Genomic DNA, 14,995 nt, shown 5'->3' with positions numbered 1-14,995 from the left:
TGCCGCCTCAGGAATGGGGCCGGGGCGGCACCCCGCCGCCTCCGCCGAGGACGGCGCGCTCCAGGGACTCCACCCGGACGCCGTGGCCCGTGTGCACGAACTGGACGATCTCCGCCGTGCGCAGCTCGGCCGTCCCGAGGTCGGCGTCCGCGTGGGCGTCGCACCACTGGACGAGCTCGCGGGCGTTGGTGAGCGGGGCCGCGAAGTGCACGAGGCTGACGTACCAGAGGTCGCGGACGCGGCCGTGCTCCAGGTCGCGGACGCCGCGCGACTCCAGCGCGTGGGCGTAGCGCTTGCGCAGCGCGGCCAGGGTCTCGTCCTCCGGACGGGCGCCCACCAGGATGCCGCCCTGGTGGGCGCTCACGCCCGCCAGCCGCACCTGCGCCGAGGGCAGCCCCTGCGCCGCCTCCTCCAGCGCCGCCGCGTACGCGCGGCGCAGCGGGTCGTGCACGGGGATCCGGGCCCGGTACGGCTCCAGCGACCTGAGCGTGACGTGCAGGGTCCGGCCGCCGTGCACCCAGTGGCCGGGGGCGTCGATCGTGGCGGCCAGCGCCGTCAGCCGGTCCACCACCTCGCCCTCGGGGCGCAGCACCGCACCCAGGCCCCAGCGCGGCGCGCCCTCCACCATGGGGGTGTCGTGGGTGGCCCCACCGGACAGCAGGGTCGCGCGTCCCCTCGCTTGAAACTCGGCGAAATCGGACATTCGAGCAGTATGCCATGATCACCGCCGGGCGGCCGCGCCGCACGGGCTGAGGGGCGTGGGCCATCAGTCCTGCTTCGGGAAGGCCGCCCGGTGCGGGCCGGTGTCGGGGTCGAACTCGTGGCGGATGCGCGCGCAGTCGTCCAGCAGCGCCCCCTGCAGCGAGCGCAGCTCCACGTGCCGGGTGCGGTGGAACTCGTCGGCCAGCCGCCGCTGCTGGCGCTCCCCGTCGTCGAGCGCGGCGCACAGGTCGTCCATGTCCTCCTGGCGCCCGTGGCCGACCTGCAGCATGCCGAAGTCCCTGAACACCCGCGACAGCGCAGCCAGCTCGTCCGCCAGCGGCTCGGGCAGGTCGGCGCCGCGCTCCCCCGGCAGGCCGCGCACGCCGGCGATGAGGTCCACCAGGCCCCTGGCGATGCCTCGGAGCTGGTGACAGGCGTGGTCGAGGCAGGTGGCGGCCTCGGCCACCTGGCGCAGGCGGCGGTCGTAGCGGCGGCGGCGCGGCGACAGCCGTACGGACTCCGCCGCCTGCTCCGCGGCCTGCTCGGTGTCCTCCAAGCGCTGGGACAGCTCGCGTGCCCGGTCCAGCCAGTCGCCGGCCATCTCCCGGTCCCAGCCGTCCCGCAGGCCGTGCGACATGTCCTCGGCCAGGCCGGCCAGCTCGGCGGACAGGCCGCACAGCTCCTTGCCCGCCTTGTCCACGAAGCGGGGCGGCATGACCAGGAGGTTGGCCGCGATGCCGATACCGGCGCCGAGGAGCACGTCCGCGAGGCGGGCGAAGCCGTACGTGCTGCCGAGCGCGAACACCAGCAGCGCGGTGATGGGGATCTGGACGTTCTGGGCGGGCAGGTTCAGCAGGCGCGTCAGGACCAGGCCGGCCACCACCAGCACGGCCAGCGTCACCACGTTCGCGCCGATCAGCCAGATCAGCGCCGTGGCCGCGCCGACGCCGACCACCACGGCCAGGATCTGCTGGCCGCCGCGCACCAGCGTGCTGTACGCGGTCGCGGAGACCGTCAGCAGGACGCCGATGGGCACGAGGACCGGCAGGTCCACCTTGAGCACGTACGCGGCCAGCCACCAGGCCACCGAGCACGCCACCGTCACCTTCACCGTCTGGGCCAGCACCTCGCGCTCCATGCGCAGCCAGCGCCCGATCCCCATGCTCCGCACGCGGGCGAGCGCCGCCGCCCCGCCCGACGCGATGCGTTCGAGCGGGGAGCCGGGCACCTCGCGCCCGCGCCCCGTTTCGGTCTCCATGTTCACAGCCCTGCCCAGCATCGTCGCTGATAGAGCCGCCGTTGAGCGGGTAGCGGCAGGGTCGCGGCAGTGGAGGAGGTGACGCATGTCCGGCGATCTGATCGTTCCTGACGCCGCTCAGGGCATCGTGCTGTTCGCGCACGGCAGCGGCAGCAGCCGGCACAGCCCGCGCAACCGTTACGTGGCGGGCGCGCTCAACGAGAACGGGCTGGGCACGCTCCTGTTCGACCTGCTCACTCCCGAGGAGGAGGCCGACAGGGCGAACGTCTTCGACATCCCGCTGCTGGCCGGGCGGCTGCTGGAGCGCACCGCCTGGGTACGCGAGCAGCCCGGGACCAAGGGCCTGCCGGTCGGCTACTTCGGCGCCAGCACCGGCGCGGCGGCGGCCCTGTGGGCGGCGGCCGAGCCGGACAACCCGGTCGCCGCGATCGTCTCGCGCGGCGGGCGGCCCGACCTGGCCGGGGACCGGCTGGCGGCGGTCCGCGCGCCGACCCTGCTCGTCGTGGGCGGGCGCGACCCGGTGGTCGTGGGGCTGAACGAGGAGGCGCGGCGGCGCCTGCGCGCGGACAGCAGGATCACGGTCGTGCCGGGGGCGACGCACCTGTTCGAGGAGCCCGGCGCGCTGGAGGCCGTGGCCGGGCATGCCCGAGACTGGTTCAGCACCCACTTCTCCGGACCCAGGGAGCCGATGTGAGACTGTCCGCCACCGTGCTGGAGACGCCCGACGCCAACGCGCTGGCCGCCTTCTACCGCGCCCTGCTGGGCTGGGAGGTGGCGGACGAGGAGCCGGGCTGGGTCGTCCTCAGGCCGCCGGGCGGCGGGGCCGGGCTGTCGTTCTCCACCGACCCCCAGTACGTGCGGCCGACCTGGCCCGCCCGGCCGGGAGCCCAGCAGATGATGGCGCACCTGGACATCGAGGTGGACGACCTGGCCGGGAGCAGCGCCAGGGCCGTCGAGCTGGGCGCGACGGTGGCCGAGCACCAGCCGCAGCAGGACGTGCTGGTGCACTTCGACCCCGACGGCCATCCCTTCTGCCTCTTCCTGAACACGTAGCGGAATGGATCAATCACGTTGCCGCAGGGCCCGGTTTGTGCGAACGTCGGGGCGGATGACATCCCGACTCGACGGCGGTTGCGGACGTGCCACTTCTGGAGATCGACGGTCTCACCTGGGACACGCGGGGAGCCCGGCGCCGCCTGTCACCCGACCCGCTGATGCTCGGCCCCGGGCAGACCGCCGTGGTGGTGGCCCGGGAGCCCGCCGGGGCCGACGCGTTCACCGACCTCCTGCTCGGCCTGGAGATGCCCGTCGGCGGCCGGATCGGGATCGGCGGGCACGAGATCACCATGCGGCTGCCCGCGGAGCGCGAGATCGGGCTGGTCCCGGCCGGTGCGGGGCTGCTGCCGCACCTGACCGTCGAGCGCAACCTGGCGCTGGCCGCGCGTGACGACCTGGCGCCGTCGTTCGTGCAGGGCCGGATCGCGTTCATGGCCAGGCGGATGGACATCCAGGGCTTCCTGCGCTCCAGGCCGCACGAGCTGGCCCACGACGAGCGGCTGAGCGTCGCGCTGGCGCGGGTCCTGTGCCGGCCGCTGCCCGTGAAGGTGGTGGTGATCGAGGACCGGACGGGCTGCGGGCCGTGCCACGCGGCGGTGAGCGGCGCGTTGCGTGCCGATCCCGGGCTGGCCGTGCTCGTCGTGACCGACGACGGCACCAGGGTGGCCAGCCTCGCCTCCCCTTCCTGCATCTGGGAGATCACCGATGTCGATGAGCCGTAGGGCGTTCCTGGCCGCCGTCCCCGCCGTCACGGTGGCCGGTTGCGCGGGGCAGGCGCCGTTGCGGGTGGCGGTGGTCTGGAGCGGCGCGGAGTTACGCCGCTTCCTGCGCGTGGTGGACGCGTACGTGGCGCGATACCGGCGGCCCGTCAGCGTCTACTCGGCGGGCGACAACATCAGCGCGCTGCTGCGCGGCCCCGCCGAGGACGTCATCCCCGACGTGGCGGTGATCCCCCGGCTGGGGCTGCTCTTCGACCCCGTGGTGCGGCCCCGCATCCGGCCCAGGACCGGCGGGCACGCGCAGCCGGAGTTCTGGCGGCGGCTGGTGACCCCGTACGGGAGCCAGGAGGAGCTCGGCGCCTGGTTCAAGCTCGCGAACAAGTCGCTCGTGTGGCACCGCGCGGGCGAGCAGCGGGCGCCGGCGAGCCTGACCGCCTGGCAGCCCCGCCCCGGCACGCTGGCGATCGGCGCGGCCGACGGGTGGGTGCTCAGCGACTGGTTCGAGAACGTGCTGCTCGCCTACGCCCCCGAGGTCTACGACGGGCTCTTCCCGCCGGCGCAGCCGGGCAACCAGGCGTGGTGGGGCGTGGCCAAGGTCACCGAGGCGCTCACCCTGCTGGCCACGATCTGGCGTGAGGCGTTCACCCACGACCAGGGCCGGCGGGCGCTGACCATGCAGTTCCACGACTCGATCCTCGAAGTCTTCAGCTACCGCACCGCCGACGTGGTCGCCGCGCCCGACTTCGCGCTGCCGGTCATCGAGCTGTACGGCGGCCGGGACGTGGCCGCCCACTTCCCCTTCCCCCAGCACGGGAACGGCCCGCCCCCGCTCGTGGTCGGGGGTGACGTGGCGGTGGCGATGCGCGGCGGCGGGCAGGACGCCGTGGCGTTCGTGAACTGGCTGACCAGGCCGCGCGCGGATGGCGAGCGCGACGCGCTGACCGCGTGGGTGGACGAGGGCGGCTTCCTGACCCCGTACAGGGAGCCGTCGCACCCGCTGCTGCGGGCGCCCGCGCGGCTGCTGAGCAGTGCGCGCAACCGCCACTACGACCTGTCGGACCGGCTCATCGGCCGGTTGGAGGGCGGCGACGGGCGCGGGCTGTGGCGGGTGCTCACCGAGCTGTTCACCGACGTCACCGTGGGCACGGTCGCGCCGGCCACGGCCGCGGCCACCGCCCGCGAGAAGATCGTGGAGGGCGCCGCCCGATGAGCGAGCAGAACGCCTTCCTGTTCGAGGTGGCCCCCCATCACGACGCCCGGGTGCCGGTGGCCGGTCAGGGGCTCAGCCGCTGGCGGGCCGCGCTCTACCTGCTGCTGGCGGTGCTGCTGTCGGCGGGCGTGATCCTGGCCCCGCTCCTGGTGACGGTGGTCATCAGTCTCTCCAGGCCCGGCGCCTGGCCGGAGGTGCTCAGCGACGGCCAGGCCTGGCAGGCGGTCGGCAACACGCTGATCTGGTGGGTGCTGGTCGTGGTCGTGTGCGCGGTGGGCCTCGGCCTGGCCTGGCTGGTCAGGAACGCGGGCAGCGCGCTCGGCCTGGTCATGCGCGTCATCCTGGTGCTGCCCGCCGTGGTCTCCCCGCTCACCACGGGAGCGATCTTCCGGCTGCTGTTCGACACGAGCCGCGAGCGCGGCATGGCCGCCGCCCTGCTCGGCAGGGACGTGGCCTTCCTCGGGCCCGGCTGGATCTGGCTGGTGCTCGGGGTGGCGTTCGTCTGGCAGTACGCCGGGGTCGCGTTCCTGGTCTTCCACGAGGCCCTGGCCCGGCTGCCGTCGAGCCTGCTGCGGATGGCCAGGGCGTTCGGCGTGGGGCGGCGGCGCCGGCTGTGGTCCGTGGTGCTGCCCGCGCTGGCCGGGCCCGCCGCGCTGGCGTACCTGTTCGCGCTGGTGGCGGCGGCCCGCGTGTTCGACCTGGTGCTGATGGGGGTGCCGGGCTCGACGCAGGCGCTGGTGGAGGGCGGCGGGCTGTACTGGTGGCGGCACAACGACGACCTGGGCGACGCCGGGGCCGCCGCGCTGGCCGTGCTGATGTCCCTGCTGGTGGCGGGGCTGGCCTCGCCGGCGCTGCTCGGCCTGCGCGGGCGGGTGAGCTGGGCGGACCCGGCCCCGGCCGCGCGGCCGCGCCCCGGCCGCAGCAGGCGGCTGTGGCCGCTGGCCGGGGCGGTGGCGGTGGTGTGGCTGCTGCCGTTCGCGGCGCTGCTGCTCACCTCGCTGCGCGAGCCGGCCGCCGCCGCGCGCACCGGGTGGTGGAACGGCGAGCCGTGGACGCTCTCCTCGTACGCCGAGGCCCTGTCCGACAGCGCGTTCACCGGCGCTCTGGGCACCACGTTGCTGCGGGCCGTGGCGGTGGTGTGCGTGGTGCTGCTGGCCGCGGTGCCTGCGGCGTACGTGCTGGCGCACGAGCACCTGCTGCCGCGCCGCGCCTGGCGGCCCGTGCTGCTGGTCTCGGTGGCCCTGGCGGCGCTGCCGCCGCAGGCGTTCGCCGTGCCGCTGCAGCGCTGGCTGAGCCCCGTCGGCGCCGCGCTCCCGCTGATCATCGTGCACGCGGCGCTGGTGATCCCGCTGGCGGTGCTGGTGCTGCACAACGCGTTCGTCCGCGTGCCCGCGCCGATGCTCGCGCGGGACAGGTACGAGCTGTTCCACGTCGTCCGCGAGGCGCGCCCGGCCGTGGTGCTGGCCGGGGTGCTGGCGTTCGTCCTGGTCTGGAACGACGCGGTGGTCGGGCTGCTGCTCAACTGGCCGTCGGGCGACCACCTGCCGCTGATCCTGCTGGAGCAGGCCCGCCACTTCATGAGCGCCGCGAGCCAGCTGGCGGCGCAGGCCGTGATCGCCACCGCGGTGCCCGTGCTCGTGCTGGCGCTGACCGCGCGCCGGCTGTATCGGGGGCTGACCCGGGGGGTGCGCCGATGACGGACATCTCACGCAGGGAGCGGCTGAGCTTCCGGCTCTCACGGCTGTACCGGCGGGCCGTGGCGCACCTGCCCGAGCTGGGGGTCGGCGGGGCGCTGACGGTGGGCGGCACCGTCCTGATCCTCCAGGAGGAGCTGATCAAGCAGCTCATCGGCGGGCTGCCGATCTGGCTGCTGGTCGTCCTCGTGGTGCTGGTGCCGCTCGGGGCCGCCTCGCTCACCTACTGGGTACGCCGCCGCCGAGAGCCGCCGCCCCGCCCGGGCACGGTGGCCATGCCGTTCCCCGACAGGATCGACGGGCTCGTGGGCCGCGACGCCGAGCTGCGGCGGATCAAGGACGAGGCCCTGGAGCGCGGGATCGTCGTCGTGCAGGGCGGCATCGGCATGGGCACGTCCACCGTGGCCCTCCAGGCGGCGTGGGACCTGGCGGGCGAGGCGCGCAAGCAGCGCTACGCCGACCTGCGCGGCCCCGACAGGGACCACCCCGAGACGCCGCTCAGCGTGGCGCAGCGGGTGCTGCGCACGCTGAACCGCCCGCCGGGCGCCATCCAGGAGCCCCAGGACGCGACCGCGCAGGTGATCGAGGCGCTCACCGGCACCGGGCAGGTGCTCCTGCTGGACAACGTCAGCGCGTGGAGCCAGGTCGACTGGCTGCCCACCCGCGTGCCCGGCGCGCACATCGTGCTGGCGGGCACGCTCACGGACGCCCCGCCGCAGCACGTCGAGCCCATCCAGCTCGGGCCGCTCGCCCCCGACGCGGGCCAGGCGCTGCTGGCCAGGCATATCGGCCCCGAGCGGGTGGCCCGCGACCCCAAGGCGCTGGAGCTGCTGGTCGACGTCTGCCTGGGCAGCCCGCTGGAGATCGTCAGGGTCGGCCGCTGGCTGGCGGGCAACCCGGGCGTGTCCCTCCAGACACTGGTGGACGACCTGCGCAGCCTGCCCGTAGCCGACACGCTCGACTTCGTGCTCAACCTCAGCGTCAAGCAGCTCAGGCCGACGGCCAAGCAGCTCTTCGTGCTGCTCGCCGGCCTGCCCGTCGCCGAGGTGGACCACCAGGCCGCCGCCGCGCTGCTCGGCGTGCCGTCCGCCACGGACGCGATCGCGGAGCTGGCCGACCTCGGGCTGGTGGAGAACGTGCGGATGACCCGGGTCCGGGTGTCGAGCGCGTACCGCGGCAGCGGCGCCGAGGGCACGCCGCAGGAGGAGGCGGCCTGGCGGCGGCTGGCCGAGCACTTCGCCGAGCAGGCCGGTTCGTACGCCGGGCGGCTGCCCGCCGAGGAGGCCAGGACCTGGTTCGCGATGGAGGACCGGGTGCTGCTGCAGGTGCTGGCCCGCAAGACTCCGGCGCCCAGGACCGGGCGCGCGCTCGCGCGGATCGCGGACGCGCTGGAGAGCTGGTTCCGGCTCGAACAGCGGCACGAGGACCGGCTGCGCGCGGCGGCCGAGCTGGCCAGGGCCGCCGAGGCGCTCGGCGAGGAGCCGGTGCAGGCCACGGCCGAGCTGCGCCAGTGCACGACCCTGCTCACCACGGGAGATCCGCGCGCCGCGCGCCGCCACTTCGACCGCGCGGCGGCGCTGCGCGTCAGAGTCGAGTCGTGGCCGGCCGACCTGCACCTCGCGCACGCGGCGATCCTGTTGTCCGGCGGCGACGAGTTCACCGCCGTCGAGTCCGCCCTGGTCAGGTACGGGCAGGCGCTGGCCGGCGGCGACGTGCTCGGCCAGGCGACGCGGCTGGTGAACGTGGCGGCGCTGCTCATGCGCAGGAGCCAGACGCTCGACCACGACGGCCGCGGCCCCGAGGCCCGCACGCTGTACGCCAACGCCAGGGTCGTGCTGTTCCAGGCGCTGGACCTGGCGCGGCGGGCCGGCGACCCCACGACCGAGGCGCACGCCCGCGAGCTGCTCGCGCTGGTCCACCACTACCTGGGCCAGAGCCACGACGCCGGCCTGCACCTGGACGAGGCGGAGCGGCTCTACGCCGGGACCGCGGACGAGATCGGGCGGGCCCGCTGCCTGGTGCACCTGGCCGGGATCATGCTGGAGGACCCCGGGCACGCGCCGGACGCGGTGGCGGCGCTGCTGGAGGAGGCCGAGTCGCGGCTGCCCCCGGCCGGGGTGAGCACCGCGCTGGCCCACCTGCACCTGGCCAGGCTGCGGCGGGAGCGGGCCGCCGAGCACCAGGAGGCGGGGCTGGCGGCCCTGTCGCCGTGGGACGGGATCGCGGAGCCGAAGCAGGTCAGCGAGCTGCGGTCGTTGTTGCTGGCGTTGTGAGAGCTGTCAGGCCGCCACGGTCGCCGGGCGTCAGACCGTCACGGTCGCCAGGGTCCTCCCGTCGAAGGTCTGGATGGTGAAGTGGTTCAGCTCGGACTGCGGGAGGCTGGTGCCGCCGTGCAGGACGAGCGGGTCGGGCGAGCCCGGCACGCCGTACCCCTTCTCCGGCACGCCCCAGCTCGCGACCACCTCCGAGCGCCCGTCGTCGCCCACCGCCAGCAGCCGGCACTGCAGCGGCCCCTTGACGCCCTTGAGCTCCAGCGCGACGTGCGTGCCCCAGCCCTTGTCCTCCAGGCCGACGAGCCCGGTCACGCCGGTGGCCGGGTCGGTGACGGAGTAGGTGCGGCCGGTCATGAGCAGCTCGCGGGCCGGGCCGTGGATGCTGTCGGGGTTGGGCCCGCTGGTCACCGAGCTGACGGCCAGGAAGACGCCGGCCGCCACCACCAGGCACGCGGCGGCGGTCAGGAAGCCCCGGTGCAGGCTGCGGCGCCTGCGTTCCTTGGCGGCGCGGTGCACCAGCAGGGACTCCACCTGCGGGTCCGGCGGGTGGGGCAGCAGGTCGTCCGGATGGACGCCCTTGATCAGCTCGCCCATCGCGGCGAACGACCCCACTTCCGACGCGCAGCTCCCGCAGCCGTCGAGATGGCGCTCGAAAGCGGCCCGCTCCTCCTCGCTGAGCAGGCCGAGCGCGTACGCGGCCACGTCCTCGTGGTGTACCTCTGTCATGGCGCCACCCCCCTGTCATCGTGACGCACCACCATCACGGCAGCGTCACCCCCCTTTCCTCCAGCGCGACCCGTAAGGCGCGCATGGCGTAGTACACGCGGGACTTCACCGTGCCCACGGGCACGCCGATCGTCTCCGCCGCCTCCTGGACGGTGCGGTCCAGCAGGAACGTCTCGGTGAGCACCTGCCGGTGGGCCGGGGAGAGCGACATCATCGCGTCGGTCACGACGATCTCCCGTAAGAGTCGCTCGTCCTCGGCCGCCACGGGCATGGCGCGTTCGGGGATGTCCTCGACGGTGTCGAGGGGGCGGGAGCCGGAGCGGCGGCGGTCGTCGATGACGACGCGCCGCGCGACCGTGGCCAGCCACGGCATCAGCGAGCCTGAGTCCGTACGGAGGTCGTGCAGGTTGCGCCAGGCTCGCACGAGGGTCTCCTGGACGACGTCCTCGGCCCAGCGGCGATCGCCGCCCGTCAGCCTGACGGCGAAGGCCATCAGGGGGGCGCCGTATTCGCGGTAGAGGGCTCTGACCATGGCCTCGTCGGTTACGCGGTGAGACACTCCGCGGCTCCCTGCGCTGCGGATATCATGAAATATCGCGCTCGGTAGGCTGATATTGAGAATTATCACTCTAGCCACGAGACGGGGCCAAGGTTGGGTAGTTTGCCCGTCTCGCTGCATAGCTAGATTTATCTGTTAAATCGTGCTTCAGTCCCCTGGAGAGGGGATTATGATCATTCGGTTGACGATCCGCGATCCGGCGGCCTCCACCGCCGTCGACGCCGAGGTGACGGCCGAGCCGGAGACCCTCGTCGGCTCGCTGCTGCGGGCGCTGCCCTTCCCCGTCAGAGGCCGCGCCTGTTACGTCGGCAGCGACAAGCTCGACCCCGAGTCCCGCCTCGCGGACAGCCCGCTGGTGCCCGGAGCGACGATCAGCGTGGGTGAGCCGGAGCGTGCCCAGCCCTGGCGGCCCCTGGCGGCGGCGGGTGCGATCCGCGTGTTCGCCGGCCCGGACGCGGGCCGCGTGGTCTGGCTCAGCCCGGGCAGCCACGTGATCGGCCGCGAGTGGACCGACATCCCCCTGCTCCGCGACCAGAAGGTCTCCAGGCGGCACGCGCGCCTCGACGTGTCGTGGACCGGCGAGGCCACGGTCGTCGATCTCGGCTCGCGCAACGGCACGCTGGTCGGCGAGCTGGGCGTCCAGGGCCCCGTGCCGCTGCGCCCCGACGGGGTGCTCCAGGTGGGCGACGACCGGCTGCGGTGGGCGCCGCTGCCGCCCAGCCGGCTCAGGACCACCCGCGCGCGGGACGGCCACATCGACTTCGACCGGGCCTTCTCCCCCGCGCCCGCCGTCGCGGGCACGCGGATCACCATGCCGCGCAACGAGATCCCGCAGCGCAATATCGCGGTGGCGCTGATTTCGTCGTTGTTGCCGCTGCCGATTTCGGTCGCGATGGCCGTCCTGTTGAAAAGCCCGTATTTTCTGCTGTTCGGAATTCTGACGCCGATCACGTTCTTCGGCACCCAGTGGGTGGAAGGGCGGCAGCGCAGGAAGAAAGAGCGCGAGTTCGACCAGCGCAAACGCGAGACCCTCGAACGCATCAGACAGCACGTCGTGCACGAGCAGTGGCTGCGGCACGTCGTCGCCCCCGACGAGGTGGACCTGACGTTCGCCGCCACGCACGAGGGGCCGGGCCTGTGGCCGCGCAACGCCGACTCGCCCGACGGGCTGACCCTGCGCGTGGGGGTGGCGAACGAGCCGGCCACGATCACGTTCGACGGCGAGCCGTGGCCGGAGTTCACCCCGCCGGTGCTGCGTGGAGTGCCGGTCACGGTGGACCTGCGCCAGATCGGCGTGCTCGGCGTCATCGGCCCGCCGGACCCGGTGGACGCGCTGCTGCGCTGGCTGCTGGTGCAGCTCGGCACGCTGCGCGCGCCCGACGAGCTGCGGCTGGTGCTCATCACCGCCTCCGGCGGCGAACACCTGGCCTGGGCGCGCTGGCTGCCGCACCTGAACGTGGACGCCCCCGTACCGTGCCTGGTCGGCAACACGCCCGAGACCCGCACGGAACGGATCGAGGAGCTGAAGGACCTGGTCACCGAGCGGCTCAAGGCCAAGGAGCGGCGCGTCGCGTTCGGCGAGGAAGTGGTCGTCGTGCTCGACGGGGCGCGGGCGTTACGCGACATCCCCGGCATGAAGGAGGTGCTGCGGGAGGGGCCGTCCGTCGGCGTGTACGTGATCTGCGCCGACCAGCGCAGCCTGAACGAGTGCCGCGGCGTCTGCGAGCTGGACGGCACCGGCATGCTGCTGACCCGGGGCCGCCAGGGGCTGCCGGTCGCGGTGCAGCCGGAGAGCCTCGGCGAGCAGGCCGCCGAGCGCATCGCCCGCGCGGTGGCGCCGATGCGCGACCGGCTCACGCTGGCCAGGGCCGAGAGCGTCATCCCCGACGCCGTGCGCCTGCTGGACACGCTTGGCCTGGGCGTCCCCGACGCCGAGGCCGTGCTGGCGCGCTGGGCCGCCGATCCGGGGCCGACCACCAGGGTGTGCGTCGGCGCCGACGGCACCGGCCCCGTCACCGTGGACCTCGCGGCGGACGGCCCGCACACGATGCTCGGCGGGGCGACGGGGGCGGGCAAGAGCATCCTGCTGCAGACCCTGGTCACCTCGCTGCTGCTGGCCAACCGGCCCGACGAGCTGAACCTGGTGCTGGTCGACTTCAAGGGCGGCAGCGCGTTCCTGCCGTTCGAGCACTGCCCGCACGTGGTCGGGCTGATCCGCTCGACCGGCGACACGGCCGCCGACGTCTTCGACGAGAGCGCGGCCCGCCGCGTGCTCGCCTCCGTACGGGCCGAGGTGCGGCGGCGGGAGGCGATCCTGGCCAGGTACGGCGGCGAGATCGACGTCTACTGGAACGCGGGCGGGCGGCTGCCGCGGCTGGTCATGGTGTTCGACGAGTTCGCCCGGGTGCTGGAGACCTCCCCCGACTTCCTGCGCGAGCTGGTGAACGTGGCCGCCAAGGGCCGCTCGCTCGGCATGCACCTGGTGCTGGCCACGCAGTCGTTGCAGGGCAAGCTGTCGCCCGAGCTGAAGAACAACATCTCCCTGCGCATCACGCTGCGCCAGAACGAGCCGTCCGACAGCACCGAGGTGCTCGGCGTGCCCGACGCCGCCACGATCCCGTCGCGGCTGCGCGGCCGGGGCATGATCATGCGGGTGGGCGGCGAGCAACGCACCCCCCAGCTCTTCCAGACCGGCTACCTGGGCGACCCGCCGCCCACCGGCTCGGCCCCCGCCACCGCCCGGCTCACCCCCTGGCCGGCGCTCGGGCTGCCGCGCCCGGAGGCCAGGGGCGCGCCTAGGGCCAGCCGTACCGACCAGGACCTGGCCATCGCCGCCGTGCTGGAGGCGGCGCCGCGCCTGTCCACCGAGCCGCCGTTCCGCCCGCTGCTGCCGCCGCTGCCCGCCGCGCTGCCGCTGGCGGCGCTGTCGGGGGCGGCGCTGTCGGGGGCCGGCGGGGTGCCGTTCGCGCTGCTGGACGACCCGGCCGGGCAGGCGCAGCCCGCCATGGGGCTGGACCTGGGCGGGACCGAGCGGCTCATGGTGGCGGGCGGGCCGCAGTCGGGGCGGACGACGTTCTGCCGGACGCTCGTCTCCAGCCTGGCGGCGCGCTGCTCGCCCGCGCAGGTGTGGCTGTACGTGGTGGAGCACCAGCCGGGCGGGCTGGGCGCGTACGCGTCACTGCCGCTCTGCGGGGCGGTCGTCGGCGGCGGGGAGCCGGACCGGATCAGGCGGCTGGTGACGTGGCTGGCGGAGGAGGTGGAGCGGCGGCGGCTGTCGCGGCTCTCGCCCGGCGGGTCGTCCGCGCCGGTGATCGTGCTCGTCATCGACGGATGGGAGTACTTCGAGGATCGCGGCAGCCCCGACTTCTTCGAGACCCCGCTGCTCGTCACCCTGCGCGGCATCGTCGCCGGCGGGCCGCCGGTCGGCATCCACGTCGTGGCCGTGGGCGGGCACGACATGCTGCGCGGCAAGACGCCCGACCTGTTCTCGCGGCGGCTGTTCCTGCCGTTCCCGCGCGAGGAGACCCGGCGGTCCTACCTCACCTCGGGCATGGTCTCGCCGCCCGTCCTGGCGGGGCGGGCCATCGAGGCGGCCAGCGGCCTGCACGCCCAGATCTGCCTCCCGCCCGAGACCCTTCCCGCCCCGCCCGCGCCCGCCCGCCACAGCCGCGAGCCCTCCCCCGGCCCCAAACCCTTCCCGCCGCTGCCGGCCACCGTCGCGCTCCGCGACCTGCCCGCCCCGGCCATCGGCCTCGGCGGCCCCGACGTCACCCCCGTCGACCTCGACCTCTTCGACCTCGGCCCGCACCTCGTCCTCGTCTCCGGCCCCTCGGGCTCGGGCCGCAGCAACGCCGCGCTCGTCATGGCCACCGTGCTGCTGCGGGCGGGCGTCCGGGTGCTCGCCGTCGGACCGCCCCGCTCGCCGCTCGTCCGCTCCCTGCCGGAGGCCAGGGCGCTGGCGGGCACCGCGTTCACCGACGCCGCGTTGCGGGAGGCGGTGGAGGCGTTCGAGGGGGAGCGGTATGCGGTGGTGGTCGATGACTTCGATCAGGTGACTGTCACGCCTCGGGAGCAGGGGTTCGACACGCTGCCCACGTTGGTGCAGGACATTCTGGCGCCGTCGGAGTTGGGGCGGCGGGCGCTGGTGTTGTGCGGGGATGCCACGCCGTTGCTGGAGGGGCATCGGCGGGCGTTGGCGGGGGAGGTGAGTGAGGTGGTGCGGTCGGGGGTGCGGTTCGTGTTGACGCCTACCAGCCGGGTGCATGCTCGGGAGCATGGGGTGAATCTGGAGCCTGATCAGTTTTTTGGGGGGCCGGTGGGGCGGGGGTATATGGGGGTGGGGCGGCGGTTGGAGTTGGTGCAGTTCGCGGGGGTTTAGAGGTGGCCGGTCACGAGGAGGTGGACGGCGGCCTCCGGCTCAAGGGGTGCCTCGCGTAGGGCCTGGCTCAGCAGCGCGTCGGCGGTGAGGTCGGGGCGTTCGAAGGGGTAGTTGTCGTCGTCGAGCGTGCCGCCGGTCAGCAACGCGGCGACCGCGGACAAGACGATCATGAGCAGTTCCGTGACCTGCTCGTCCCCGTGGCCCGCCTCGATCGACAGGTACCACTGCCCGGCGAACTCGTGCCGGTCCGAAGGCAGGAAGAACGCGGCGACCTGCCCTGCCCCGCCCCAGTGGAACCTCCAGAGGTCGTCCTCGTCGACGAAGGCGACCTCGACGTTCGACACGTCCAGGATCGAGCGCATGGCGAAACCGGTCACGCGCGCGAGAGTGTCCGGATCAGGCCTGCTCGGACACACGACT

At 74.1% G+C, this 14,995-nt stretch carries 12 protein-coding genes; 7 read left to right on the top strand and 5 right to left on the bottom strand.

The genetic code is table 11. The features are described from left to right. Window positions 1-7: 7 nt before the first annotated feature. Window positions 8-703 carry a hypothetical protein gene (locus LCN96_RS03775; protein ID WP_225271196.1) on the bottom strand — a complete coding sequence of 232 codons (696 nt, stop codon included), beginning with the start codon at window positions 701-703 and terminating at the stop codon, window positions 8-10. Window positions 704-766: 63 nt separating this feature from the next. Next, entirely contained in the window at window positions 767-1,960 is a 1,194-nt protein-coding gene (locus LCN96_RS03770; RefSeq protein ID WP_225271195.1) for an FUSC family protein, read from the bottom strand. 85 nt (window positions 1,961-2,045) lie between these two features. Between LCN96_RS03770 and LCN96_RS03765 the strand changes: the two genes are divergently transcribed. The 6 genes from LCN96_RS03765 (at window position 2,046) to LCN96_RS03740 (ending at window position 8,912) form a co-directional block, all read left to right on the top strand. Beyond that, complete coding sequence (locus LCN96_RS03765; protein ID WP_225271194.1) at window positions 2,046-2,654, top strand: dienelactone hydrolase family protein; 609 nt, start codon at window positions 2,046-2,048, stop codon at window positions 2,652-2,654. Continuing rightward, complete coding sequence (locus LCN96_RS03760; protein ID WP_225271193.1) at window positions 2,651-3,013, top strand: VOC family protein; 363 nt, start codon at window positions 2,651-2,653, stop codon at window positions 3,011-3,013. The genes LCN96_RS03765 and LCN96_RS03760 overlap by 4 nt, the downstream gene beginning before the upstream one ends. Before the next feature lie 86 nt (window positions 3,014-3,099). Beyond that, window positions 3,100-3,738 carry an ATP-binding cassette domain-containing protein gene (locus tag LCN96_RS03755; RefSeq protein WP_225271192.1) on the top strand — a complete coding sequence of 213 codons (639 nt, stop codon included), beginning with the start codon at window positions 3,100-3,102 and terminating at the stop codon, window positions 3,736-3,738. Next, window positions 3,722-4,945, top strand: a complete 1,224-nt coding sequence (locus LCN96_RS03750; RefSeq protein ID WP_225271191.1) for a hypothetical protein — start codon at window positions 3,722-3,724, stop codon at window positions 4,943-4,945. Before LCN96_RS03755 ends, LCN96_RS03750 begins: the two co-directional genes overlap by 17 nt. Next, window positions 4,942-6,642 (top strand): ABC transporter permease subunit, encoded by a 1,701-nt coding sequence (locus tag LCN96_RS03745; RefSeq protein WP_225271190.1) that lies wholly within the window; start codon window positions 4,942-4,944, stop codon window positions 6,640-6,642. The genes LCN96_RS03750 and LCN96_RS03745 overlap by 4 nt, the downstream gene beginning before the upstream one ends. Then, a complete protein-coding gene (locus LCN96_RS03740; RefSeq protein ID WP_225271189.1) occupies window positions 6,639-8,912 on the top strand; it encodes a hypothetical protein in 2,274 nt (757 codons plus the stop codon). The genes LCN96_RS03745 and LCN96_RS03740 overlap by 4 nt, the downstream gene beginning before the upstream one ends. Window positions 8,913-8,942: 30 nt before the next feature. Here LCN96_RS03740 and LCN96_RS03735 read toward each other — a convergent pair whose 3' ends face one another. Next, entirely contained in the window at window positions 8,943-9,638 is a 696-nt protein-coding gene (locus LCN96_RS03735) for a zf-HC2 domain-containing protein (RefSeq protein WP_225271188.1), read from the bottom strand. Between the two features lie 34 nt (window positions 9,639-9,672). Continuing rightward, window positions 9,673-10,197 carry a sigma-70 family RNA polymerase sigma factor gene (locus LCN96_RS03730; RefSeq protein ID WP_263657435.1) on the bottom strand — a complete coding sequence of 175 codons (525 nt, stop codon included), beginning with the start codon at window positions 10,195-10,197 and terminating at the stop codon, window positions 9,673-9,675. A gap of 181 nt (window positions 10,198-10,378) precedes the next feature. On the opposite strand from LCN96_RS03730, the gene LCN96_RS03725 reads away from it, so the two are divergent. Further along, a complete protein-coding gene (locus LCN96_RS03725) occupies window positions 10,379-14,575 on the top strand; it encodes an FtsK/SpoIIIE domain-containing protein (RefSeq protein ID WP_225271187.1) in 4,197 nt (1,398 codons plus the stop codon). Here LCN96_RS03725 and LCN96_RS03720 read toward each other — a convergent pair. Then, on the bottom strand, window positions 14,572-14,952 hold the full coding sequence (locus LCN96_RS03720) for a hypothetical protein (protein WP_225271186.1): 381 nt from the start codon (window positions 14,950-14,952) through the stop codon (window positions 14,572-14,574). The two genes, LCN96_RS03725 and LCN96_RS03720, sit on opposite strands and share 4 nt — an antisense overlap. Window positions 14,953-14,995 lie beyond the last annotated feature (43 nt).

It is taken from the genome of Nonomuraea gerenzanensis, from assembly GCF_020215645.1.
GTDB classification, from domain to species: Bacteria; Actinomycetota; Actinomycetes; order Streptosporangiales; family Streptosporangiaceae; genus Nonomuraea; species Nonomuraea gerenzanensis.
This window is presented reverse-complemented; position numbering and strand designations above follow the sequence as displayed.